Origin of the sequence: Metabacillus idriensis (assembly GCF_009674765.1) — a bacterium.
GTDB lineage: Bacteria > Bacillota > Bacilli > Bacillales > Bacillaceae > Bacillus_P > Bacillus_P idriensis.
This window is the reverse complement of record NZ_WKKF01000001.1, coordinates 1,061,252-1,085,542: the sequence shown is the minus strand read 5'-3', so window position 1 is coordinate 1,085,542 and position 24,291 is coordinate 1,061,252. Positions and strand designations below refer to the sequence as shown.

Annotated in this window: 22 protein-coding genes; 11 read left to right on the top strand and 11 right to left on the bottom strand. The window is 41.0% G+C overall.

Annotated features, from left to right (window positions below; translation table 11 throughout):
- Positions 1–33: 33 nt before the first annotated feature.
- Positions 34–843, top strand: coding sequence for a metallophosphoesterase (locus GJU41_RS05300; RefSeq protein ID WP_154318329.1), 810 nt, complete (start codon positions 34–36; stop codon positions 841–843).
- An 11-nt stretch (positions 844–854) separates the two neighbouring features.
- On the opposite strand, the gene GJU41_RS05295 is transcribed toward GJU41_RS05300, so the two are convergent.
- The 3 genes from GJU41_RS05295 to ppx all read right to left on the bottom strand — a co-directional run bounded on the left by GJU41_RS05295 (position 855) and on the right by ppx (position 6,913).
- Positions 855–2,954 carry a sensor domain-containing protein gene (locus tag GJU41_RS05295; protein WP_154318112.1) on the bottom strand — a complete coding sequence of 700 codons (2,100 nt, stop codon included), beginning with the start codon at positions 2,952–2,954 and terminating at the stop codon, positions 855–857.
- Between the two features lie 110 nt (positions 2,955–3,064).
- Positions 3,065–5,176, bottom strand: coding sequence for an RNA degradosome polyphosphate kinase (locus GJU41_RS05290; RefSeq protein ID WP_070877097.1), 2,112 nt, complete (start codon positions 5,174–5,176; stop codon positions 3,065–3,067).
- A gap of 207 nt (positions 5,177–5,383) precedes the next feature.
- Entirely contained in the window at positions 5,384–6,913 is a 1,530-nt protein-coding gene (ppx, locus tag GJU41_RS05285; protein WP_170292725.1) for an exopolyphosphatase, read from the bottom strand.
- A 142-nt stretch (positions 6,914–7,055) separates the two neighbouring features.
- Between ppx and GJU41_RS05280 the strand changes: the two genes are divergently transcribed.
- From GJU41_RS05280 to GJU41_RS05265, 4 genes are all read left to right on the top strand, one after another.
- Positions 7,056–7,553 carry a L,D-transpeptidase family protein gene (locus tag GJU41_RS05280; RefSeq protein WP_070877098.1) on the top strand — a complete coding sequence of 166 codons (498 nt, stop codon included), beginning with the start codon at positions 7,056–7,058 and terminating at the stop codon, positions 7,551–7,553.
- Positions 7,554–7,652: 99 nt separating this feature from the next.
- Positions 7,653–8,948 carry an MFS transporter gene (locus GJU41_RS05275; protein WP_070877099.1) on the top strand — a complete coding sequence of 432 codons (1,296 nt, stop codon included), beginning with the start codon at positions 7,653–7,655 and terminating at the stop codon, positions 8,946–8,948.
- A gap of 133 nt (positions 8,949–9,081) precedes the next feature.
- A complete protein-coding gene (locus tag GJU41_RS05270; RefSeq protein ID WP_070877100.1) occupies positions 9,082–10,590 on the top strand; it encodes an HD domain-containing phosphohydrolase in 1,509 nt (502 codons plus the stop codon).
- Between the two features lie 158 nt (positions 10,591–10,748).
- Positions 10,749–11,216, top strand: a complete 468-nt coding sequence (locus GJU41_RS05265; RefSeq protein ID WP_070877101.1) for a YkyB family protein — start codon at positions 10,749–10,751, stop codon at positions 11,214–11,216.
- Positions 11,217–11,274: 58 nt separating this feature from the next.
- On the opposite strand, the gene GJU41_RS05260 is transcribed toward GJU41_RS05265, so the two are convergent.
- From GJU41_RS05260 to GJU41_RS05250, 3 genes are all read right to left on the bottom strand, one after another.
- Entirely contained in the window at positions 11,275–11,823 is a 549-nt protein-coding gene (locus tag GJU41_RS05260) for an HD domain-containing protein (RefSeq protein ID WP_070877102.1), read from the bottom strand.
- A gap of 18 nt (positions 11,824–11,841) precedes the next feature.
- Positions 11,842–12,744: a chemotaxis protein gene (locus tag GJU41_RS05255; protein WP_154318111.1), complete on the bottom strand. Its 903-nt coding sequence runs from the start codon at positions 12,742–12,744 to the stop codon at positions 11,842–11,844.
- A gap of 271 nt (positions 12,745–13,015) precedes the next feature.
- Positions 13,016–14,335 (bottom strand): MFS transporter, encoded by a 1,320-nt coding sequence (locus GJU41_RS05250; protein WP_070877104.1) that lies wholly within the window; start codon positions 14,333–14,335, stop codon positions 13,016–13,018.
- Between the two features lie 231 nt (positions 14,336–14,566).
- Here GJU41_RS05250 and GJU41_RS05245 point away from each other — a divergent pair, with 231 nt between their 5' ends.
- A complete protein-coding gene (locus GJU41_RS05245; protein ID WP_070877105.1) occupies positions 14,567–15,850 on the top strand; it encodes an NCS2 family permease in 1,284 nt (427 codons plus the stop codon).
- A gap of 269 nt (positions 15,851–16,119) precedes the next feature.
- On the opposite strand, the gene GJU41_RS05240 is transcribed toward GJU41_RS05245, so the two are convergent.
- Together GJU41_RS05240 and GJU41_RS05235 are read right to left on the bottom strand one after the other, a co-directional pair.
- On the bottom strand, positions 16,120–16,605 hold the full coding sequence (locus GJU41_RS05240; RefSeq protein WP_070877106.1) for a DinB family protein: 486 nt from the start codon (positions 16,603–16,605) through the stop codon (positions 16,120–16,122).
- A gap of 50 nt (positions 16,606–16,655) precedes the next feature.
- Positions 16,656–17,903 carry an ATP-binding protein gene (locus tag GJU41_RS05235; RefSeq protein WP_170292724.1) on the bottom strand — a complete coding sequence of 416 codons (1,248 nt, stop codon included), beginning with the start codon at positions 17,901–17,903 and terminating at the stop codon, positions 16,656–16,658.
- 220 nt (positions 17,904–18,123) lie between these two features.
- On the opposite strand from GJU41_RS05235, the gene GJU41_RS05230 reads away from it, so the two are divergent.
- From GJU41_RS05230 to GJU41_RS05215, 4 genes are all read left to right on the top strand, one after another.
- On the top strand, positions 18,124–18,681 hold the full coding sequence (locus GJU41_RS05230) for a PadR family transcriptional regulator (protein ID WP_070877108.1): 558 nt from the start codon (positions 18,124–18,126) through the stop codon (positions 18,679–18,681).
- Positions 18,671–19,135, top strand: a complete 465-nt coding sequence (locus GJU41_RS05225; protein WP_070877109.1) for a GNAT family N-acetyltransferase — start codon at positions 18,671–18,673, stop codon at positions 19,133–19,135. Before GJU41_RS05230 ends, GJU41_RS05225 begins: the two co-directional genes overlap by 11 nt.
- 133 nt (positions 19,136–19,268) lie before the next feature.
- Positions 19,269–19,466 carry a hypothetical protein gene (locus tag GJU41_RS05220; protein ID WP_070877110.1) on the top strand — a complete coding sequence of 66 codons (198 nt, stop codon included), beginning with the start codon at positions 19,269–19,271 and terminating at the stop codon, positions 19,464–19,466.
- Positions 19,467–20,340: 874 nt separating this feature from the next.
- Positions 20,341–20,757: a transporter gene (locus GJU41_RS05215; RefSeq protein WP_070877111.1), complete on the top strand. Its 417-nt coding sequence runs from the start codon at positions 20,341–20,343 to the stop codon at positions 20,755–20,757.
- A 348-nt stretch (positions 20,758–21,105) separates the two neighbouring features.
- On the opposite strand, the gene GJU41_RS05210 is transcribed toward GJU41_RS05215, so the two are convergent.
- From GJU41_RS05210 to corA, 3 genes are all read right to left on the bottom strand, one after another.
- Positions 21,106–21,660 (bottom strand): TIGR00725 family protein, encoded by a 555-nt coding sequence (locus GJU41_RS05210; RefSeq protein ID WP_070877112.1) that lies wholly within the window; start codon positions 21,658–21,660, stop codon positions 21,106–21,108.
- A gap of 94 nt (positions 21,661–21,754) precedes the next feature.
- Entirely contained in the window at positions 21,755–21,934 is a 180-nt protein-coding gene (locus tag GJU41_RS05205; protein WP_070877113.1) for a hypothetical protein, read from the bottom strand.
- A gap of 71 nt (positions 21,935–22,005) precedes the next feature.
- Positions 22,006–22,977 (bottom strand): magnesium/cobalt transporter CorA, encoded by a 972-nt coding sequence (gene corA / locus GJU41_RS05200; RefSeq protein WP_070877114.1) that lies wholly within the window; start codon positions 22,975–22,977, stop codon positions 22,006–22,008.
- Between the two features lie 143 nt (positions 22,978–23,120).
- On the opposite strand from corA, the gene GJU41_RS05195 reads away from it, so the two are divergent.
- Positions 23,121–24,272 carry an aminotransferase A gene (locus GJU41_RS05195; protein WP_070877115.1) on the top strand — a complete coding sequence of 384 codons (1,152 nt, stop codon included), beginning with the start codon at positions 23,121–23,123 and terminating at the stop codon, positions 24,270–24,272.
- Positions 24,273–24,291 lie beyond the last annotated feature (19 nt).

Genomic DNA, 24,291 nt, shown 5'->3' with positions numbered 1-24,291 from the left:
AGAAGGGCCTTTCTGAAAAGATTCTTCGGTACAATGGCAGGAGCTTTGATTGCAAGCATCGGCGGCTACTTTTATGCAAGATATATTGAACCAAAACTCATTCAAACAAAAACAGTTGAAATTACAAGCAGCAAATTGCCGTCCGCTTTTGCTGGAACAAAAATTGTCCAATTCAGCGACACCCATCTTAGCGGGGACTATCCGATCAGTCAGCTCGTTAAGATTGTGAACAAAATAAATCAGCTGTCGCCAGATCTTATTTTTTTCACGGGGGACCTTGTCGATAAGCCGAATCAATTTGGCTATTTGCATCAAATTGCACCTGTTCTAATGAATTTGAAAGCAACGTTAGGGAAATTTGCCATCTACGGGAATCATGATCACGGGGGCTATGGAACGGCTGTTTATGAAACCATCATGAAGGATTCGGATTTCAAACTGCTTAAAAATAATGGAGAAAGAATCTCTTTGCTTGATGGGGCTTCCATGTTTGTTGCAGGACTGGATGATATGATGCTTGGAAGGCCTGACTTTGGTGAGACGCTGCGCGGTGCTGACAGCACTCTCTATACAATACTGCTTGCCCATGAACCTGACGCTGCCCTTGAGGCAAAAAAGTATGCTGTTGATCTTCAGTTATCAGGACATAGCCACGGCGGACAAGTCCAGCTTCCTTTATACGGCCCCCTCATTACACCTCCTTTTGCATCCATTTATACAGAAGGCCTATATGATCTGGATTCTATGAAGCTTTATGTGAACCGTGGACTTGGTACGACCAGGCTTCCTTATCGCTTTTTTTCAGTGCCGGAAATTACTGTGTTCACATTAATAAAAGGCTAAAAGGCGCTAGGTTATAACCCTGCGCCTTTAGCTTTAAGATATCTCTGCTCAATTTCATCCGGAGGCAATGGCTTCGAAAAGAAAAATCCCTGTCCTTTTTGACAGTTTAAAGCTTTTAGATAAGAATATTGCTCCTTCGTTTCGATTCCTTCTGCAACCACTTCAAGTGTAAGGCTGTCTGCAAGGTGAAGAATTGTTGTAATAATGGCTGCGTCCTTTTCATCTGTCATGACATCTTTAATAAACGATTTGTCGATTTTCAGGGAATCAATCGGAAATGTTTTAAGATAGCGCAGGGATGAGAAGCCCTTTCCAAAGTCATCAATGGAAATGGATACACCAAGACGTTTTAACCTCTGCATGGTTTCTAGAGCTTCTTCCGGATTTTGCAGGGCACCCTCTGTAATTTCAAATTCAATTTGATGGGGCTGAATGTGATACGTCTCAAACAAAGACTGAATCATATCTGACAGATAGTATTGCTGAAATTGCTTTGAAGACAGATTGATGGCGACTTTTACAGAACAGTGCCCCTTAAGATTCCATTCTGAAAGCTGTTTGCACACTTCTTCAATAATCCATTCACCTATCGGAATCATGAGACCTGATTCTTCCGCAACCGGAATAAATTCAGAAGGCGGAACAGAACCCAGCACCTTGCTGTTCCATCTCAGCAATACTTCAAAGTTTTTCGTTTCCATCGTTTTTAAAGTAACCTGAGGCTGATACAACAGTGAAAATTCGCTGTTTTCAAGTGCTTGCCTGAGACCCGTTTCAATCGCAAGCACTCCGCGGGAATTCTGGTTCATTCCGGCGTGATAGATCTGAAAGCGGCCTCTTCCTCTTTGCTTGACGTCATACAAAGCCATATCTGCATTTGTAATCAGCTGAGCTTCTTCTCTTCCGTTTTCAGGATATATGCTAATTCCGATGCTCGGGCTTATAAAATAAACAAGCCCGCCGAGATGAATTGGTTCGGCAAATAAGTCAAGAATCTGCTGTGAATACTGTTCCGCCAGGACCTTGCCCGCATTTTTGAATAAGAGGATAAATTCGTCTCCTCCTTGCCTGTACACTTTATATGATGGTATTGCAAGCGACTGCAGACGGATACTGACTTCTTTAAGGAGCAGATCGCCAATCGAGTGTCCCATTGTATCATTCAGCATTTTAAAGCGGTCGAGATCGATATACATAAGTGCCAGTTCCCGGGTGGTTTGGTCTTCAAGCAGCCTGTCCAGATCTTTTTTTAACGCTGTCCGGTTTAGCAGGCCTGTAAGCGAATCATGATATGCCATATGCTTAATCAGGGTATGATGACGTTTTTCCTCAGATATGTCCTTTGCGATTAAATAAATGCCCTGTATATGGTTATATAAGATAATCGGAATGGTCTTAACATGAAGATGTATTTCCTGATTTTTCATCTTGAGCTTTGATTCGTCCTCAACGGCTCTTCCATTGACTGCTTGCGAAAACAGAGAAGCAATCTTCTCCCTGTCCTGTTCAAACAAGTCAAAAACGGACTTTCCGATCAGCGAAATCGTGAACGTTTTTGTTAAATCGATTGCTGCTGGATTGGCAGAGACAATTGTCCCCTTTAAATCCAGTGAAAAAATACTGTCTATATTATGATCAAACAGTGATTTGTATCTCTGCTGACTTTCAATCAGCTTCTTCTTTTCTGACATCCTTTCAGAAATATCGCGGGTGACGGAAATAATGTAAATGACATCTCCCTTGTCATTCATAATCGGGGTAAGAACAGATTCACCGAAAATGACGGACCCATCGATGAGCTGCACTTGATCCTGATAGGAGAACGGCTGCTTTGTCTGGATGACGACTCTGTACATTTCGAGCAAATGATCGGCAACTTTCTTATCCATCACATCTGACAAAGACACACCTTCATAATCTTCCCCAAGCCCTGCATGCTTCACGCCTTCCTCATTTACAAAAACATAGCGCACTTGGTCCTGATCAACCTTCATTAAAAATACAAGGTCTTTTATATGTTCTAAAATGATCGTAAAAATAATCGATTCGATTTTTTCAATATGTATCTCTGACTGAAAGTCTTCTATGATTGCTTTCTTTAATTTGTGCATAAATCCTCGTCCTACTTTTATCTCATTTTTCCTAATAGTACCACAAGGAGTTCTTTAAAACCTCACTCTTTTTTTCAGACGAAAAAAGAGTGCTGGTGCACCCTTAATCATTATTCTTCGTCTTCTGATACCCTGTATGAAAGCTGTGCAAGGATTGCCTGGCTGTCGATTTCAGGTTCATCTGCCAATCTTGAGACATAATGATAGTTCCCTGAAGGATCTTGCTCCCGCGCTTTTACATTGTCTGTCAGCATGATGGACAAGAGGTTTGAAATTCTTGATTTTATGCTGCCGTCAAAAACAGGAAAGAGAATTTCGACACGCTTTTCCATATTTCTGGTCATCATGTCTGCAGATGAGAGGAACAATTTCTCTTCTCCATTCTGATGAAAATAATAGATTCTGCTGTGCTCAAGAAATCTCCCGACAATGCTCCGCACTTTAATATTTTCGCTGATGCCTTTAATACCTGGTCTTAAACAGCAGGTGCCTCTTACAATCAAGTTTATATTCACACCTGCATTTGATGCTTCATACAGCTTCATGATAATGACTTTGTCTGTAAGTGAATTCATCTTAGCTATGATTCTGCCATTTCCGTGGTGCTTGTGATAGTCAATTTCATGATCGACAAGCTCTAAAAAGTCGCTGCGGATGTCAAATGGGGCTACAGAAATATGGTGAAATTCCGGTTTTTCAGTATAACCGCTCAAATAATTAAAGAAGTTGGTGGCGTCAATTCCGTATTTATGATTAGAAGTAATTAAACTCATATCCGTGTAGATTTTTGCAGTCTGATCATTGTAATTGCCTGTTCCTAAGTGGACAAACCGCTCAATTCGGCTGTTTTTCCGCCTTACAACAAGTGTAATCTTGCTGTGTGTTTTTAAGTAGGTCATTCCGTAAATCACATGGCAGCCTGCTTTTTCAAGCTCTTTTGCCCATTGGACGTTATTCTCTTCATCAAAGCGCGCCTTCAGTTCAACAAGCACGGTCACCTGTTTTCCTTTTTCCGCTGCACGCTTCAGGGCCTCAATAACAGGCGAACCCCCGCTTACTCTATAGAGAGTCTGCTTGATAGCAAGCACATCCGGATCATCTGCAGCATCCAAAACAAAATCAATAACAGGCTCAAATGATTCATATGGATGGTGCAAAAATAAATCCTGAGCAGCAGCAACTTCAAAGATATCATCATTTGAGGATAAATCCTTCGGTGGCTGAGGGATGAATGTTTCGTATGTAAGATGATCAAATTTTGTACTGAGCTCTTTATAAAAACCAAATAAAAAAGTGAAGTCAAGCGGCCCATCAATCTCATAAACATCGTTTTTATGAATTTCTAATTCTTCCAGAAGATAGGACATCATTTGAGAATCATAGAAATCCTTTCTCACTTCAAGACGTACGGCAGCTCCCCATTTTCTTTTCTTCAGTTCTTTTTCAATTTCCTTAAGAAGGTCCCTGGCGCCTTCTTCATGGATCGTCATATCTGCATTGCGTGTGATTCTGAACGGGGTGACAGATAGCACGTCAAATCCGTGAAATAGTTTATAAATATAATAGGCAATAATATCTTCCAGAAGAACATATTCATGCCCGCCTTCAGGCTGAGAAATGGAAACGAAGCGTTCTAAAACAGCAGGCACTTGAACGATAGCGGTTTTCGTGCGGTATTCAATTGATTCGTTTTGATCTTCGAGTTTGATGACAAGGTTGAGGCTCTTGTTCAGCAGCATCGGAAATGGACGATATGCATCTACAGCCATTGGGGTAAGAACAGGAAAGATATGTTCGTCAAAATACTGCTCTATGATCTTTTTTTGCTGAGGAGATAAACTTTTGACGGTTGCAAACGCAACGCCTTCTTTTTTTAAAGCAGGCACGATCATCTCGTTGAATGTGCGGGTTTGCAGCTCTACAAGCGAATGATTCTGTTCGGCTATTTGCGACAGCTGCTGCTTTGGAGTAAGTCCCGCTTTGTTTTCAGGCTTGCTGAAGCCAGCTTTCACCTGATCTTTAAGCCCTGCGACCCGGACCATGAAAAATTCGTCGAGGTTAGAGCTGAATATCGCGAGGAACTTCAGCCGTTCAAGCAGCGGATTTCGTTCATCAATGGCTTCTTCTAATACTCGTTTATTAAAAGCAAGCCAGCTTAATTCGCGGTTGTTGTAATAAAGAGGGTTACCAAGCAATATCTGATCGATGTTTACTGTGCTCATGTAAAAAGTCACCCTTTTTAATTAGTCATTTGGATTCACCTGTTATGATAGCACTTGGAAACGATGGGGATGTAAATTTATTGTAATTATTGTATGTGGTTTTTGTAAATTTAATATCAAGAAAAGGAGTGACTTATTAGGTGAATCAGCCAGATTGAATATTACGTGACAATGCGGTGACTTCAATCTGGCCAGGGAGTGCTTCTCTCAGCTTTCCTGAAAATGAAACACAATGTTTTTCTTTAAGATCTTTTCTAAATTCTTTTTTTGCTTCTCTGCCTGATACTCCTCAGGACTGTAATTCCCTTCACAAACGACAGAGCATTTTACACGATCATGATCTACTTCAAGTTTCAGCGTATTAATGATATTTCTTCTCGTTGCATTTAAGCTGTATGCGAGCTTGATGATCGCGCCAAGGAGCATCATATTCCTCTGTTCCAGTTTAGAGAACCAGTGTTTATAAGGCTCACTATATTGCTTAAACGCTGACTTGCTTTTAAAAGAAGCAATCAGTGCGAGCTGCAGCCGTTCCTTGTGAAGAAGACCATCGATTGTCCGGTTGGCAATTAAATAAAAAGTATGCTGGCTGCTGGATTCAGAGTCAATATACTGGCCAAGATTATAGACAAATGATGCTCTTCTGATTAAGATAATATCGTCATCTGAGAAGGAGAGCAATCCCGTTTCAGCAAGGTCAATATACAGCTTTATCGCAATCTTGGTTACATACTGAACATGATGAAGATCGATATCATAATCACTGAGCAGCTCATGAAAGCTTTCTTCAATAACACTGGGAAATATGGCCGAACCAGATCCTTTCCTCAAGTCTTCATAAAAAACACCGTCTCTCAGTCCTTTTCTGCTTAAAATAAAATTGTCGGCACGGACAATTTCGTACAGTGCTGTAAAAACATGAGAAGCAGGGATGATTGTATCAGCACGGTCTTTTGACAATCCATCTGCTCTTTGCAGTTCATGCAGAGATAAAGTAGATAAAAAGTGCTGAACATCTGTCAGATTTTTATGAGTCATTTCATAAAGGTGAACCCCTGCAAGCGGATATTCCTGCATGGCCTGATGAATTTGCACGATGTTCCTGGCACTGCCCCCGATTGCAATAATCGGCAATTCTTTATTTGAGAGCCATGGAAGCGTATGAAATTCCCTCGAGAGGAATTGCTTTAAATCATCTACTTCTTTTTCAGTCGGAATGTCCTGCTTCACAAAATATTTTTTAAGGGAAAGAGCGCCAAAGGGAAAGCTGTGATAATGAATCAGTTTTCTATTTTCAAAGTATGTAATTTCTGTGCTGCCCCCGCCGATATCAATTGTAATTCCGCTGCTGATCTGAGTGGAATTGACAACAGCCAAAAAACCGTAATAGGCTTCCTCATATTCAGACAGAATACGGATTGAAAAATCTGTTTCTGCTTGAACCTTCGCCAAAATGGCTTCTCTATTTTCTGACTGTCTGATTGTTGCAGTGGCAACACATTTTACGTTTTTCAGATCATGATGTCTTGTCACTTCCTGAAAACTGTGAAGAGCTGAAACTAAAACCCCGATTCCTTCGTCATTTAAGAAGGAGTCATCATTTAAATAATTTCGGAGCCGTGCGGCAATTTTCACATTCTCAATTTCTTTTAAACGCTGACTTTTATCACGCTGGTAGATAACAAGTCTCATTGTATTTGAACCAATATCGATAATTGCATATTTTTCTTTAATCACACTCGTTCAACTCCTCTGAATATACAAAAAATTATATCACAGCATGCCAATTCTCATCTATTCCGGCGGTGCAACAAACACCCTGTTCAGACATAAGCTGTAGCACAGTCAGTCAAAATTATGTTAAAGCGGTGAGTTGTCTATGGTCCATCTAGTAAAACCAGGTGAAACTCTGAACACAATAGCGCTCAACTACCGGGTCAGCCCTGCTGTTCTAATCAGAGTCAATAATCTGGCTGATCCAAATGTGCTGCTCGTCGGACAGCCAATTATTATTCCGGGTCTGCCTGAGCCTGCTTCTATCCCGTATACAATTTCAGTCTCAGTCGGCAAGAGAACGCTGACTCTTTATAACAGCGGACAAGTAATGAAGGTTTACCCGATTGCTGTAGGAAAAATGTTAAGCGGCACACCCATCGGTGATTTTGTCATTGTCAACCGGGAACCGAACCCGGGCGGCCCTTTCGGAGTGCTTTGGCTGAGTCTGTCTAAAATTCACTATGGCATTCACGGCACAAATGATCCAAGCTCCATCGGAAAAGCAGTCTCAAGGGGATGCATCCGTATGCAAAACCGGGATGTGCTTGAACTGGGATCGATTGTTCCAAACGGTACTAGGGTTATCATAAGACCCAATTAAGAATCAGTCATTTTTTTACAAAAACTTCATATTAAAATAAACTTTTTTCTATTATAATAACTACTGTGACCGATATCCTGCAAAATAAGGAGCTGCGTAATGAAAATCTTTGAAAACAGAAATTTTGTGAAGCTCTTTTTTGCTGCTTTGGCATCCCAAATGGGCACGACAATCGGTAATATGGCTTTTGCCTTTTATTTGCTGGACCGATTCAGCCATCAGCCTTCTTTCGCAACAATGGCTGAGCTCATGTATTCCCTTCCGACCTTATTTGTTTTCTTCTTAGTAGGTGTCGTAGCTGACAGATTTGACCGGAAAAAAGTAGCTGAAAATTGTGATTGGATCAGAGCTTTTCTTACAGTCCTTCTTTTTGGCTCATTATTCTTAAATTCCATTCCGCTCGTGTTTTTCTTATTATTCCTGAGGAGTGCGGTTACAAAGTTTTTTTATCCTGCAGAAGCAAGCCTTGTACAGAGTATTTTGAACAAAGATCAATATGCCCAGGCAGCTGGCCTGAATCAAATGCTGTTCAGTATTTTCATGGTATTTGGTGTCGGACTCGGAGCTCTAGCCTATAAAACGATCGGACTGCAAGGAGCTGTAGCCGTTGATTTTTTCAGTTTTGTCATCTCTGCTGTCCTGATTCGCAGATGCAAAATCCCGATGGAAGCAAGACTGCCAAATGGAAAAATTAAATGGAAAGATTTCAGTATCGGAGCCTCTTACAGAGACTTCAAGGATGGAATCCTTTATATTGCCAGAAATAAATTATTAGCTTCTCTGATTTTCGGATTTTTTGTTTTTGGATTTGTAAACGGAGCATTTGCCATTTTGCCAATCTTTACGATGAAGTATGAGCTGTCCCCTGATAATTACGAAAAATACGCTTCATACTTTGCGATTTCACTTGGAATCGGACTTCTTGCCGGAAGCGGAATCGGCACGTTCATTTCCTCTAAAATCAAACCGCATCAGATGATGATTTATCCGATTTTCCTGAGCGGCATTTTGATATACATATTAGGTTTGACAGATCATACGGGTATCTTTTTAGCTGCTGTTTTTATGATTGGGACATGCATTGGCCCTATAAATATAGCCATTGGCGGCTGGATGCCGAAAATTGTGCATCCTAAGCTGATGGGGCGGGTCAGCGGCTGGATTGATCCTCTCATGATGTTTGCCCAATCGATCACCCTCGGGATGATAGCCATACTTTTCCCGAAAATCATCAGCAATGTTGAGTATCTCTATTACGGAATGGCGACCGTTATTCTTCTCGTCTTCCTTTTTTACGCACTTACCCTGCCGAAGCTGAGCAGGGAGCTTGAATATTCCCAGGCTAAGAGATCTCGTCTCGCTTCAAACAGGAAAGGACAGGTTCATATCTCTTAACTGCCATCAAAGACAGCACTAGCTGTCTTTTTTTGATTCCCCTCTTTTACCTTTTTCAGCTAAAACCTGTTAAATTTTCGGATAAATGGCCGATATAATTGAGGAAGTCTGACTTTAAAGGTTGTGGCACTGTTTGAACACATATAAAGATTTCTTAAAAAAACTCCTGATTAACTATTTTATTGGATCTTTTATCGCTGTCTTTGGAATCGGCTCTTTATTCATGTTTTCCACTTTAGTCATCTCTGCTTTTGAAATAGGCATTCTGCTGTTTATTTTATGTATATCCATTGTTTGCATGGGGCTTTGTGAATGGATTGCATTCAGAAAGCATATAGATCCCATCGAACGGGTATTTAAAAATGGAGATCTATCCATTGAAGCCATCGAGAATGCATTCAGACAAACACATCGCTTTCCATTACTTACGGTTTACCGGATTTTCGGCCCCCATCTTTTAGGTCTATCAATCCCCGCCGTCTTAATGGCAGCAGTGTTTATCCGGTATGATTTGCTCAGTCTGCCGCTTTACTATACTCTTCTAGCGTCAGTGGGTGCTGTTCTGATTGCCGGAATGCACAGCATCATTGAGTTTTTCTTATCATCAAAAGCGGTGAAGCAGGTGCTGATCAATCTTCGGAATAAAGCGCTTATGCTCCACGGTGCAGATTTAACATCAGAAGCGGAAATCCATATATCCATTCAGCAGAAGGTACTGTACAGTGCGATTTATATTGGGGTCTTTCCCCTTCTCTTATTTACATTGGCCACACAAATTCGTTTTCAGGAAAATGCCGTTCCGCTTTTATCTGAATATTGGAGCTGGGCCATTTTAATCTTAATGGTGTCTGTCTTGTTCGCAGTGTTCGGTGCATTTTTATTGTTTAAAAATATATCGGAACCAATTGAAAAGCTCCAAGATGGCATGTCAGAGGTTGAGCAAGGGATCCTTTCCTACAGAAATGAAGTGTATTCTGATGAATTTTCGAAATTGATCGCAGGCTTTAATAAAATGATCCGCGGACTTAGAGAAAGAGATCAAATTAACAGTCAGCTTCTTGAAAGCCTGTATACAACGCTAGCATTGGCACTCGATGCAAGAGATCCTTATACAGCCGGCCATTCAGTCCGCGTAGCGGAGTATTCCGTCTTAATCGGCAGAGAAGCAGGATTAAGCGAAGAGAGCCTGGACACCCTCCGCAAATCCGCCCTGCTTCACGATATAGGCAAAATTGGCATAAGGGACAGCATTCTTCTGAAAGAAGGACGCCTGACGCACGCGGAATTCGAAGAAATTAAGAAGCACCCGGTCATTGGAGCAGGCATCTTATCAAATGTGCAGCCGGGGGAAATGATGGAGCCGCTCATCCCCGGTGTGAAGTATCATCATGAACGCTATGACGGCATGGGGTATCCTGAAGGACTGAAGGGCTCTGACATTCCTTTATTCGGCAGAATTATGGCCGTTGCAGATGCCTATGATGCCATGACATCTGACCGGCCCTACAGACGCGGCATGGCGGCTGAAAAAGCGATGTCCATTATCAAGGCAGGAAAAGGCACCCAATGGGATCCGGTGTTTGCAGAACTATTTCTGAATGTCATGAACGACCAAAACGCTGGAGAATCAAAATCAGTATAAGCGGTCTGCCGAAGGAGCCCGCTTATACTGTAAGATCTTATCCTTTGCTATAGTATCAACTCATCCAGTTCATGCGCTTTTTTTCGAATAAGTTGCATTTTACACATGAAAACGTATAATTTAGAGTAAGCATAAATAACCAGCAAAGGAGAGAAAGAATGGACGATCATCGAAACCAGCCATTGAAGCCGACAACTGAAAATATTGCCAAAGCGATCTATATTGTGAACCGCCATGCAAAAACAGCCCCGGACCCTAAATTTTTATATACGCTTAAAAAACGTGCACTGCATAAACTGCTGACTGAGGGAAAGGCAAAAAAGGAAGGTCTCCACTTTTCCAATAATCCCAGAAACAGCAAACAGCAATCAGATGTACTTGTCTCTGCAGGAGAATATTATTTTCATATGCCTCCCACAAAAGAAGACTTCGAAAACCTCCCACATCTTGGTTCACTGAATCAAACGTACCGGAACCCAAAAATACATTTATCTTTAGCAAAAGCTAAAGCGCTGCTGCAGCAATATGTTGGCATAAGGGAATCGACGCCTGCTGGATCAGCTCCTAAAAAACCTTCTCCTACATACAAAAAACCTGTTTTTAAACGTTTGGGCGAAAGCTACTGACCGTTACTAAATAAGAGCATGATCCATTTTTGGAGCATGCTCTTTTCGCTGTTACTATCTATTCGCTGAAAAACTCCTCAACCAGCCGTTTGTAGACGAAGAAAAAACTCGGAACCTCTTTAGGTTCAAGGTTCTTAAAAAGATTTTCAGCAATTGAACGATGATACCATGCCTGTTTGTCTTTGCCGCGGTTAAACATTCTCCAGATATCATCTCCATGCTTCCTGTGTTCCTTCAAAAGGCTTTCAAGGTTATCCAGTTTATCTGCCGCTAAAACCGCCTTTTCCTCAACACCGGCATGCAGGGCTGATTGTATGGTGTGCTGCTTCCTTTCTTCCCATGTCAATGATTTATCCTCGGTATTAAAAGCAACAAGAGAGGCAACATCCGCACCAAATAACTCATTTATTTGCTGGAGTGATGTTTCCGTATCCTCCACGGTATCGTGCAAAAATCCAGCTGCAACAACCTCTTCTCTGAAGTCAGCTTTAAAGAGAATGAGCGCTGTGTTCTCAACATGTGTGAAGTATGGGCCTCCGTTAAGTCTCCGGACCTGTCCTTCATGAGCGGCTTCTGCAAATCGTTTTGCTCTATCTGTTAGATTCATTTTGATCACCTGCAATTTTTAAAGAATATATTGATCAATCATAGTAACCAGTTCAGCAATCTCAGGCTTGCTGACTTGTGCATCGGCTCCTACTTTTTGGCCCTTATGTTTCAAGTCGTTTGTGATTAAAGATGAAAAGATGATAACCGGCAGTACGGCGAGCTTATTATTTTCTTTCATTCGTTTCGTCAAATGATGGCCGTCCATTTGCGGCATTTCAATATCCGTAATCACAAGCTGAACTTCATCTTTCACTTCCCTGCCCTCTTCAGACAATGAATACAAATACTCATATGCATCTTTTCCATTTTCAAAAAACTCAAGATTTACAAAGCCTGCCTCTTGCAAGGTATCATGAAGAAGACCTCTCAGTAAAGGAGAATCCTCCGCAATCACAATTCTTTTTGCAGAACGTTCCCGTATCCCCATTTTTTTCACTTGATCAATATGAATGCCTGATTCGGGGTTCAATTCCACCATAATTTTCTCAAAATCAGGCAGCAGAATCATCTCGCCCATCCATTTCACAACACCTGTTATTTGGCTTTCCAGCCCCTGATAAAGCCTGGATGGCTTTTCGATTAAACTCCATGAAATCCGGTGAATTTGTGTCACACTGTGAACATGAAAGATAACTTTTTGCTGATTAAACTCCGTCACAATCAGCTTATCTGACTTCGGATTTTCACTTTGATCAAGCCCGAGCGCTTTTGCTGCATCGACGACTGGCAGTACTTCTCCCCTAAGCTCAGTGATCCCTTCCACATTTGGATGAGCATGGGGAACCTTTGTGATGCTTTGGAGCTGGATAATTTCTTTTACTTTTATCACATTAATGCCAAATTTCAGCCCCGCAACTGTAAATTCGACGATTTCAAGTTCATTTGTTCCGCTTTCTAATAAAATCTCGGTTTGCTGCATTGTATTCTTCCTCTCTCCGTAAAAAATATCCCATATAGGTTTATTATCGGACTGTCTTCTTTTTTATAAAGGAAACCAGATAAAAAGCTTGAGACGGCTCTCAAGCTTTTTATTAGAGGCTATGTTTGCATTGGATGATAAAGCAGCAATTTTTTGTGCTTATCTGCAGGAGCTGCAGAGTCAACACACCAGCCGGTCCTTGCCGTGGATATCACACCTTTCATAAGTATCTCACCCATATTTATGACGAAGGCAATGATAATCGAATCAGCTATCTATCTTCATGCGGGACAAATGAATGAACAATCAGCCCGATTAAAGCAAGAACCATTAGAGATCCGATGGCAATTCGGCTTGCGATATCGCCGTAATCTGCCAGCACAAGCGTAATTGTCCCGTACAGGAGCGGTCCTGCAATAGATGAGACTTTGCCGGAAAAAGCAAAAAGTCCAAAAAATTGACCTCTCTTCTCTTTTGGGGTCAATTCAACAATAAAAGTTCTGGATGTAACCCACATTGCACCAAGGGATACACCAAATAAACTTCCCGCTATCCAGAACATCAGCGGATTGACAGCGAATGCCGCGAAAGCAAGAGCGATCAGGAGAATAACTGCCACAATCGTAATACTTCTTTTCGTCCCAATTGACTTTGTAATATAACCAAAAACAAATGAACCTGCGATGCTTGCAACTGTAGAGACGAGATAGAGAAGGATAAACTCGCCTGATGAAAAACCGACAATAGCTTTTGAGTAAATGGCCATCATCGTAATGGCCGTGGCAATCGCATCGTTTAAAAAGAAGTAAGCAATCATGAACAAAAACGCGGCCCTATGTGTACGTATATCTTTAAATGTTTGATAAATTTCCTTATAGCCGCTTATGAAAGAAGACTTTTTCTGTTCCTGCAAAATCGGCTCTTCTTTTACAAAAAGAAATAATGGCAGTGAAAATATAAGAAACATCAGCGCTGTCGGAATGAAAGCGTGATGATAGCCAGAGTCTCCAATAAAAGGATACACCGTTAGTCCAACCAGTGTGCCTACATAACCAACCGCTACCCCAAAACCTGAAATTAAAGGAATTTCTTTCTGTGTTCCAAGATCCGATATCATTGAATCGTAGAAAATCAAACTTGAATGGTAAAAAAATTTCGCAATGATAAACAGCAAAATAACAAACACTAATGCCAGGGGAAGTCCAAATATGGTCTGGGAAAAACGTGTCATAGCGAAGACTCCCATTAATATGGTGCAGGCTACAGTTATAAGAGTAAATGGAAGAATATATCGTTTTTTTCTGCCCGATCTGTCAATCATCACGCCGAACAGCGGTGAAAAAAGAACAAGGAAAAAGCTTGCAGCAGCATTGGCATACGAAATAAAAGTGCTCGCTATTTGATCCAGGCGTTCGTTTTCACCGATCACTTCCTGCAAATAAAAAGGAAAAAAGATGGTTGTAACGTTGGAAGAAAAAATGGTGTTGGCAAAATCATAAAGCGCCCATGACAGGATCGGAAGGGAAAAATAAAGATGCCATGCTCTCTGCTGTTTTTTTAACGCATCCGGCTGTTGATCTAATTGCGCCATACAAGTTCCCCCATACTTTTATTTAGTTTTATTCCCATATAAATTCTTTACCTGAGCTGGAACTCCCTGCATATTTACAAATATTTAACATGCAGTGCAGGTACAGCCTAAAAATAACAAATAAAGATAATGCACAAAGTCCCGCGGCTTGATATAATGCTATATGTGAATCGGCTATCGCCGATTGTACGGGTTGGGTCGAGGGTTACTTTACAAGGAAGGTTTTAAAAATTGCATAAGTACTTTCAGCTTAAGCAACATGACACGACTGTCAAAAAAGAGCTGCTTGCAGGAATTGTTTCCTTCTTTACCATTGTGTACATTGTTGTCGTAAATGGAGCGATTCTCGCTGACGCCGGTATTCCGATTGAAGCAGGAATCATTGCAACCATCTTAACTTCATTTGCTGGATGCATTTTGATGGGCTTTATCGGCAATACTCCCATCATTCTTGTTCCGGGAATGGGTGTTAATGCATTATTTACGTACACAATCTGCGGATCGATGGGACTTTCATGGCAAGAAGGACTTGCAGTTGTCTTTGTATCCGGCATTCTTTTCGCCATCGTTGCGTTTACAAAGCTCTCAGGCATTATCAGCGCTTCTATTCCAAATTCGCTTAAAGAAGCCATTACTGTTGGAATCGGTATTTTCCTTACATTCATTGGTCTTCAAAAAGGCGGCATTGTAACAGGCAGCGACACGACATTTGTTAAATTGGGCGACTTTACAGATCCTCATGTGATTGTCACACTGATTACCCTGCTTATTACGATTACTTTGTTTGCGCGAAACATTCCAGGCAATTTCTTAATCAGCATTCTGCTTGGTACAGCCATTGCTGCAGGTTTCGGCTTGATTAACAGCACACAAGGTCCGGCATCTGCATTTTCAATGAGTTCATATTTTGAAGTCTTCGGTGCGATGTCTTTTGAAAAAATAGCGGATCTCGCCTTTTGGACAGCGACTTTTTCACTGACGATGGTCATCGTTTTTGAAAATATCGGACTTGTTCACGGGCATGTTAACATGATAAACAGACCTGACAGATACAAAGGCTCGCTTCGGGCAAATGCGATATCTGCCATTACAGCAGGGCTATTCGGCACAAGTCCCACTGTCAGCACAGTGGAAACAGCGGCTGGAATATCAGCAGGCGGCAGAACAGGCTTAACAGCAATAACAACCGGTTTGCTGTTTTTGAGTTCATTGTTCTTTTTGCCTTATATCAAAATGATTCCAGACAGTGCCATTGCTCCTATTCTCATTTTAATCGGCGGATTGATGATTCAGAATATCCAAAACATCGATTTGAAAGATTTTACGGAAAGCTTTCCGGCATTCCTGATTATCGCGCTCATTCCACTCACGTACAGCATTGTTGATGGAATGGCTTTTGGATTTATTGCTTACCCGATTTTAAAACTGGTCATGAAGCGGACAAGAGAAGTAGCGCTGCCTTTATACGTCATTGCGTTATTGTTTCTTGCAAATTTCATTACACATACAATATAGAAAAGCGGAGCCGACTGGTTAGACTCGGGCAGACAGATAAGAATCCGGCAGTGAAGGCGCTTTTTGCCTTTGCTGAAGGATTTGTTCTCCGAGGGGCTAGAAGGCGGAGCTGGACAATAGAAATGCGGAATCGTCCGCTGAATACAAGAAAACCGCTCAGGCAACTGAGCGGTTTTCTTCTGCTTATTTTTTCATTTTTATCAAGATCAATACAGCACTGAACAAAAAAATCGCACCGGCAGCAGCAAGTGCCTGGATCAGAAAATCTGTCATGCTTTCCCGGTGCTTTCATTTTTTTCAAGGAAGGCATTAATTTGAGCTTTATGATGGAGATCATGACCGATAAAATCCTCCATGTAGCTTGCAATCGTAAATGGATGATTTCCAATTTTAAAATGAAATTGATGTTCTTCCCCATCAAATTTAAGAAAACCCTCAACTGCTGCAGAGCGAACCTCCATAAATTCAGCAATAAGTTCATCCTTAGTTATCCCGCTATTTGCATATTCCGCTGCCCTGTCATTCACACTTTGAAAATCAGGAAAAGGATCCAGTACGGCATTTTCCTTAAGCTTTCCAAGTCTCTGATCTAACGTAAAACGGTCCCAGGCAATCAAATGAGAAACAATTTCTGCAGCAGACCATTTTCCTTTTTGGATAGGATGAAACCATTCTTCATTGCTCATTTGCTTTAATGACAGGATCCAGGAATCAAAGCTGTTATAATGAGTTTTCATTTCTTCCATTGTTTTCATAGAAATCCCCCCTATTACTCACTTCTCCGCGAACGTACGTTTCTCCTTCCTTACTGAAATAAATGGAGGCTGATTGTCACAGTTGTTCCTTTGCCAATCTCACTTTCATATTCAACCGTGCCCTTCATTTCACGTATAAGCCGGTTCGTAATCATAGAGCCAAGGCCAGTCCCCTTTGATTTTGTCGTATAAAACGGCAGGCCTAAATGCTGCAGCTCCTCTTCTGTCATGCCTTTTCCAGCATCTTTAATAACAATGATCACAGTACCGTTCACATAATTTGTTTTTTTAGTAATTTGAATATCACCCCCGTGCTCCATGGCTTCTATTCCATTTTTAATCACATTCATTAATGATTGCTTCAAAAGCGCAATATCGCCATATACCGAACTTTTTTCTTCGCTTTCATAAGTTAAAGTCACATTTGAATAAGATCCCAGAGGTTTTAATAGCTCTATGATGTCTTCTAAAACTCCATCAATTTCTATTTTGGTCAATTCATGATGATGGGGCTTAGCAAGCTGTAAATAGTCTGTGATGATTTTATTCGTGCGGTCTAATTCATCCAGAATTAAGGGAGAAAATTTTTTAAAATTATCATCCTTTGTATCCTGCTGGATATATTGAATAAAACCTCTGACCGTTGTAATTGGATTCCTGATTTCATGAGCAATAGCAGCTGCCATCTGACCTATTGTCGTCAGTTTATCCACATAAACCATTTCATCAAATTGTTTATTGGTTTTAATCAAGCTCTCAATAATAAAAATCATCGACATGTAGGAAAGATAAAACGCTAAAAAGTACACCAAATAAAATTGAAATTCCAGAAAATTAATATACGTATAGATAATTGTAATGTAGACGAGAAAATAGGTGCCTACTATAGCCGTCCCGCTTATGTACTTCATTTCTGATTGAATAAAATACTTTCTGAACAATAGCCCCATTACATAAGCTGCCAGAGTGATGACAATCCCGATCAGGTAGAAGTCTCCCCCAATTAAATATCTTGCAAGACATGTTACAATAAGGACAATTCCTCCTGAAATCCAGCCTGAATAAAGGGTGACAATCAGGACAAACACCATTCTTAAATCAAAATATGTTTCACCTAGCGTTTCAATGGGATAGGCCATACAAAGCAAAGCCCCGAATGCACTGATCAGCCCGTAAATGACCCTTTGTATTACAGAAGGCTTTTGCTTTGTATTAAAAGGGAAAAATAGATTTGCGTTAAAGGTCAGCGAAAATAAAATCGTAATGTTGACAAGTAAAGGTTTAATAATAGATAACACTTAGTTTCCCCCATAAAGGAAATAATTTTTTCAAACACTTTATTTTACAGGATACAATCAAGAATTGAAAGATTTATAAAAAACATTCATAATCTTTTCTTTCCCTGTCCTTTAATACTTGAATCACGAAGTAAAATCATTGCTAAATGGTCAAACTAGACTATATAATTTAAGTAAGCTGAAAAGTGCTGCATCAGCTTCGGTAAAGCGAGGGTACACGATGTCCATGAAATTAGTTATTCTCGGTCTTTTAATGGAACGGGATGCCCATCCTTATGAAATGAAACAAACGATGGAGCAAAGACATATGGATCATTTTATGAAACTGCAAAAAGGATCTCTCTATTACGCCGTAGAGCAGCTTCACAAAAAGGAGTATATAAAAGTAGTCGATGTGATCAAGGATACAAACAGACCAGATAAAACTATCTATCAAATAACCGACTCCGGGAAAAAACTGTTTCACAAAATGATTCTTGATGAATTGTCCACCGACTCCAATTTATATCATCCGCTGTTTACAGGCGTAGCGTTTGCCTTGCATGGAAATCAGCAGGAAATAGCAGACATCCTTGAAAAAAGAATGACGTTGACCGAAAAAAGAGTTAGAGAGCTTTCTGGCATTTTAGACTTTTATAAACAATTGCCAAGGGCAGTGATCCACTTAATTAAAGGGTCCATTCTTCACGGAGAAGCTGAGCTTGCCTGGCTGAAGAATTTAATTGCAGATGCCCGTGCAGAAAAACTACAAACACTCGGTGGTGCTGATGAAAATTAGATTATTCGAACCAAAAGACCTGAACACCATTGTCAATCTTTATATAGGGACTGTACATGAAGTCAACCGCAAAGATTATTCCGATATGCATTTGAATGCCCTCGCTCCGAAAAACATGGATTATTACTCAAATTGGAGCGATTTGCTGACGGCGAATACAACTCTTGTGGCCACCAAAAACCAAAAAATTATTGGGTTTGGAACCCTGACACATAATGGTGAAATTCACTTTCTGTATTCTCATATGGATTATCAGGGAAAAGGAGCGGCATCCGCTCTGCTTCAGGCGCTCGAAGAAACAGCAAAGGAAGCAGATCACAAGTGTCTGACCGTCAGTACAGGTATTACCGCTAAGCCCTTTTTCATTAAAAAAGGTTATACCCTTATTACAGAGCAATACGTTTCAATCGATCCGATGCTTTTTATCAACTCAATAATGAAAAAACAACTGTAAATTTCCTGTAAACGATTTCGTTTTGGCGATTTTATGACATCTTCTTATATTTGTTAGATTACGGCCGCAAACATGGTAAAATACATTCTGTGTTTTCAGCAGTTTTATCAATATAAAAGAAGGTGTTTTTTCGGTGGGAACCGTTTTATTGTTTCATCATAATCAAGAAATGACAATCTTAGAGGATGTAACAGAAGAAAAATATGCAGACTTAAAAAAGCAATCAGCATGCGGGACATGCAGCTATAAAATAAATGACCGTGAAATTAAGTTCTCAGAAATTCAATTTACCGTCTGGCAGGAACAGATGGATTGGGATTTTGGGTATTAACTAGAAAAGCGGAACCGACTGTTTAGACCCGACAGACAGATAAGAATTCGACAGTAAAGGCGCTTTTTGCCTTTACAGACGGAGTCGTTCTGGCCGAGGAGTTGGGCGATGGAGCTGGACACCGAGAAATGCGGAATCGCCCGCCCGTTTGGCGCAGGCAGGCTGAAATGCGGTAAGATAAAAAACACAGCAATATCCTGGAATTAGGGTACACATTCGTTCGCATGATTCCCCATCTCTGGCAGAACTCTGGATATGGGTACTCATTGCCTGCGTATGAGTACCCTTTTCTGATAAAATCCTGGATTTGAATGGTCATAGAGTGCGGTTGATTCCTCTTTTCTCACTCAATTCTAAGATTTTGTCCTCAAAGCGTCCGGTTGATTCCTCTTTTCTCACTCAATCCTGAAATTGTGTCCTCATAGCGTGCGGTTGATTCCTCTTTTCACACTCGATCCTGAATTTTTGTCCTCATAGAGTACGGTTGATTCCTCTTTTCACACTCAATCCTGAATTTTTGTCCTCATAGAGTCCGGTTGATTCCTCTTTTCTCACTCGATCCTGAATTTTTGTCCTAATAGAGTACGGTTGATTCCTCTTTTCACACTCAATCCTGAATTTTTGTCCTCATAGAGTCCGGTTGATTCCTCTTTACTGACTCAATCCTGAAATTTTGTCCTTATAGAGTGCGGTTGATTCATTTTTCTGGATAATCATTGATTTTGGTCCTCAACGCGTGCGTATATTTTCCCTTCAATTGTAGTGTTTTTTTTTGGTGCCAATTTTATGTTGTCTGCAGAATATTCAACTATCACTCCCTCTTCCATTCCTGCATATGGTGTATGTGTAGGCTAATGAGGAGAGGAATGTGAATATGTATTATCCATATGATCGTCAAATATTCATTGGAACGCCAGGCGGAGGATTTGGACCAGGAGGCGGATTCGGACCGGGAGGATTTGGTCCCGGAGGTTTCGGACCGGGTGGCGGAATGCCGCCAGGACCGCCGCCCGGATTTGGAGGAGGAGGACAGGGTCAGGCTCCAACCGGACCGCCGCCAAGTCAAATCCCCCAGCAGGGACCATCCCTTTTTGCTGTTGATCCAGGTGCCATCAGCGGCTGTTTGTTCCGGTATACGTACGTCTGGCTTAACAACGGCAGAAGCTTTTGGTTTTACCCAACCTTTGTCGGCAGAACATCTGTAGCAGGATACAGATGGAGACCGCGCCAATTCAGATGGGACTATTTCGGCATCGATACACAGCGAATTGCTTCATTTTCTTGCAGATAACCCGAAAAGCGGAATCCCCCGTTTAGCTCCGACAGACAGATAAGGATCATCCAGTGAAGGCGCTTTTTGCCAATGCTTGCTGATCCGTTCTGGCCGAGGAGTTGGGGGATGGGGCTGGACAATGCAGAAAAGCGGAATCGCCAGGTTAGCTCCGGCTCCTCCCGAGTAGGAAATATGTTTTTGCGAGTTGGGAGGCTGGTTATGAGAATTGGCTGCCTAGTTCTGCGAATTGAAACGACCTTTTTGCGAGTTGAGTTCCAATCTCAATAATTAGGGAACTTTTTCCGTTTACCAGGACCACGTTTAATGTAAAAAGCAAAAAAATCAGACCACCTCAGGTCTGATTTTTTAATCTCCAATGATTCCGGTATTCTTTCCTTCTTCGAGAGGATGTTCGATTCTCAGGAACGCTCTGTCTACTGCCATTTTTGCTGTGTTTGCATAGTGAATTTCGACGGTCCTTCTCTCGTCAAGATAGGCACCTTCGAAAGCGACTTCTTTTACTTTGGTGGCCCATCCGCCTGATGTTTCAATGACGACAACCGGCTTTTTGTTCATATAGGCGGCTGACAGTTCTCCAAGCGTACCGTTTCCGCCCCGAATCATAATGATGGCGTCTGATGAATGAATTAATATCAAGCTTCGGTAATCAAAAGACATGCCGGTTGTGATGGGAACATCCAGATAATCATTTGCAACATGGGTTTCATCTCCTGCAAGAATGCCAATGACGAGTCCGCCGGCCTGTTTTGCCCCTTTTGATGCAGCTTCCATCACTCCGCTGCCGCCGCCAGTGAGCAGCACGGCATTTCTTTGCGCAATTTCTGCTCCAACCTCTTCACTTATTAATTGAATGTCTTCGGGAATATCTCCAGATTGGCCGATTACAGCTATTCTCTTCACGTTTATCCCGCCTTTTGATTCTTTTCCTTTATTATACTATGTATGGCCTGAATTTTTCTCAAAAAAAAACCGCCTTAGAGGCAGCTTGGTTCTTTTAAACTTTCGTTCGTTTCATCAGAAATGAATTTCTTCTTGAGGCTTGATTCATTATGGCAATAATTTCATTTTTATAAAAGGCAAGATGTTCGTAGGATATGGCAAAGAACATCTCCTCCTTCAATTTTTTCACTATCTGAATTTCCTTATCTGTCAGCAGTGTTTCATCAATTTGCATAGGATCACTCCGGTTGCTTTCATTCTTATAGGATAGAATTCGAATGCTCACTGAGATTTAAGACGGAATTTTTAAAGTTTTGTCCCTTTGTGATACCTGAACCAGCCCATCTTGGCAAAGAAGTAAATCATGCCGGCGGCAATAAATACCATGATGGCAACGACAATAAAATAATTATATTTTCCGGTCAGCTCCGGCATATATTGAAAATTCATGCCATAGAGCCCTGCAATAAACGTAAGCGGGAGGAAAATGGACGAAATGACAGTCAGTGTCATCATAACCCTGTTCATTCTGTCAGAGCTGATAGAAAGATAACTGTCGCGTATATCCGCACTAAGTTCACGGTTTGCATCGATCATTTCAACTAATTTTAGAAGATGGTCATAAATGTCCTGAAAGTAAATTTCATCTTTAATGTAAGCTTTTAAACCATTTGAGCTGATCATCCGGTACAATAAATCCCGCATTGGAATAATCGTTCTTCTCAATTTGTAAAGATCTGTCCGGATGTCAAAAACACCTTCCATCAGTTCACTGATTGTTAAGTCTTTTGTGTTTTCCTCTATTTCGTTTAATTGGTCTTCAAGCTGGTATACGGGCGGGAAGTATTCATCTACAAGCTGGTCCATCAGCTGGTGCATTAACAGCGAAGGCCCGCCTTCCTGAAGAAGATTGTCTTTTTTAAGTTTGAACCATATATTATTCAAATCGCGAATTGATTTTTTATGAAAGGTTACTGCGTAATTTTTGGCTACAAAAAGATCCAGTTCTTCAGCTTCTAACGTTTTTTGATGAATGGAATGCATGACAACAAATAGGTATGTATCATATGTATCAATTTTTGGTCTTTGAACAAATTCGACACAGTCTTCAATGGCAAGCGGGTGAAATTTAAAAAATTTGCTTAAAAGCTTAATCTCTTCTGCTGTTGGATCCTGAAAGTCCACCCAATACCATTTGACATCAGGATTTTTCAATTCTTTTAATGGCAGGTCATAAGTAACTGCTCCAGATGATTGAACGGCAAGTGTACGTATCATTATGTCACATCTTTTCTGTTTGCTTTGAATTTATTCTTCTTCTATTCCCCCTATTCTATGTTCCTAAACAGAGAAAGAAAGGATGATATAGGCGGAAGAATTGTGTATGATGGAACAATAACTACATAAAAAGGATGAACAAAATGGAACATCTCATAAATAAAAACGTGAAAAACATTCAAATATCGGGAATACGGCAGTTTTTCAATATGGTTTCGCAGTTTGAAGACACAATCTCGCTGACAATCGGACAGCCTGACTTTTTTACTCCTGCTCATGTAAAAGAAGCTGCTGTTGCAGCAATAAATGAAAATTTCACCACCTATACTCATAATGCAGGATATATTGAACTCAGAAAAGCCGCCGCTGAATTCGTCAAAGTGAAATATGACTTAGTCTATGATCCTGAAAATGAAATTATCGTCACAACAGGTGCCAGCCAGGCTATTGATATTTCCTTTAGAGCCATCCTTGAAGAAGGCAGTGAAGTCATCCTTCCGGGCCCCGTTTATCCAGGCTATGAACCCATCATCTCCCTCTGCGGGGCAGTGCCTGTTCATATCGATACAGCAGAACATGATTTCCGGTTAACTGCTGAGTTGATCAAACAAAAAATAACGGAAAAAACACGCTGCATTGTCCTTCCCTATCCTTCTAATCCGACGGGAGTTACTTTGCACGAGGATGAGCTGAAGAAAATCGCAGATGTTATCAGGGGCAGAGATATCTTTGTTCTATCAGATGAAATCTACAGTGAGCTTGTGTTTAACGGAACACACAAATCGATTGCCAAATACTTGCCTCAGCAGACCATCGTCATTAATGGATTATCCAAATCCCACAGTATGACAGGGTTTAGAATCGGTCTTTTATTTGCTCCTGCTGTAATTGCGAAGCATCTTTTAAAAGTACATCAGTACAATGTATCCTGTGCTTCTTCTATCTCTCAAAAAGCGGCATTTCAAGCACTTACTGCAGGAATCAATGATGCTGTTCCAATGAATGAGGAGTACGAAAAACGGATGAATTATGTGTATGAAAGATTAGTAAGCATGGGTCTTCCAACCGTTAAACCCGATGGTTCCTTTTATATCTTTCCAAGCATCAGTCAATTTAACATATCTTCGTTCGATTTCGCTTATTCTTTGGCAAAAGATGGAGGAGTTGCGGTCGTTCCCGGTTCCGCATTTTCAAAGTTTGGGGAAGGATTTATCCGGATTTCCTACGCGTGCAGCTATGAGCAGCTTGAGCAGGCTCTGGATAGAATGGAGAAGTATTTGATATCGTTAAAATAGATGCCTGTCCCTAAATAAA

Coding starts and splice junctions, on each gene's coding strand:
- corA (WP_070877114.1), bottom strand. CDS start 22,977: ATGATACGTACACTTGCCGTTCAATCATCTGGAGCAGTTACTTATGAC.
- GJU41_RS05295 (WP_154318112.1), bottom strand. CDS start 2,954: ATGCACAAATTAAAGAAAGCAATCATAGAAGACTTTCAGTCAGAGATA.
- GJU41_RS05265 (WP_070877101.1), top strand. CDS start 10,749: ATGGACGATCATCGAAACCAGCCATTGAAGCCGACAACTGAAAATATT.
- GJU41_RS05225 (WP_070877109.1), top strand. CDS start 18,671: ATGAAAATTAGATTATTCGAACCAAAAGACCTGAACACCATTGTCAAT.
- GJU41_RS05255 (WP_154318111.1), bottom strand. CDS start 12,744: ATGCAGCAAACCGAGATTTTATTAGAAAGCGGAACAAATGAACTTGAA.
- GJU41_RS05300 (WP_154318329.1), top strand. CDS start 34: ATGGCAGGAGCTTTGATTGCAAGCATCGGCGGCTACTTTTATGCAAGA.
- GJU41_RS05205 (WP_070877113.1), bottom strand. CDS start 21,934: ATGCAAATTGATGAAACACTGCTGACAGATAAGGAAATTCAGATAGTG.
- GJU41_RS05260 (WP_070877102.1), bottom strand. CDS start 11,823: ATGAATCTAACAGATAGAGCAAAACGATTTGCAGAAGCCGCTCATGAA.
- GJU41_RS05240 (WP_070877106.1), bottom strand. CDS start 16,605: ATGAAAACAATGGAAGAAATGAAAACTCATTATAACAGCTTTGATTCC.
- GJU41_RS05215 (WP_070877111.1), top strand. CDS start 20,341: ATGTATTATCCATATGATCGTCAAATATTCATTGGAACGCCAGGCGGA.
- GJU41_RS05230 (WP_070877108.1), top strand. CDS start 18,124: ATGTCCATGAAATTAGTTATTCTCGGTCTTTTAATGGAACGGGATGCC.
- GJU41_RS05290 (WP_070877097.1), bottom strand. CDS start 5,176: ATGAGCACAGTAAACATCGATCAGATATTGCTTGGTAACCCTCTTTAT.
- GJU41_RS05280 (WP_070877098.1), top strand. CDS start 7,056: ATGGTCCATCTAGTAAAACCAGGTGAAACTCTGAACACAATAGCGCTC.
- GJU41_RS05275 (WP_070877099.1), top strand. CDS start 7,653: ATGAAAATCTTTGAAAACAGAAATTTTGTGAAGCTCTTTTTTGCTGCT.
- GJU41_RS05250 (WP_070877104.1), bottom strand. CDS start 14,335: ATGGCGCAATTAGATCAACAGCCGGATGCGTTAAAAAAACAGCAGAGA.
- GJU41_RS05195 (WP_070877115.1), top strand. CDS start 23,121: ATGGAACATCTCATAAATAAAAACGTGAAAAACATTCAAATATCGGGA.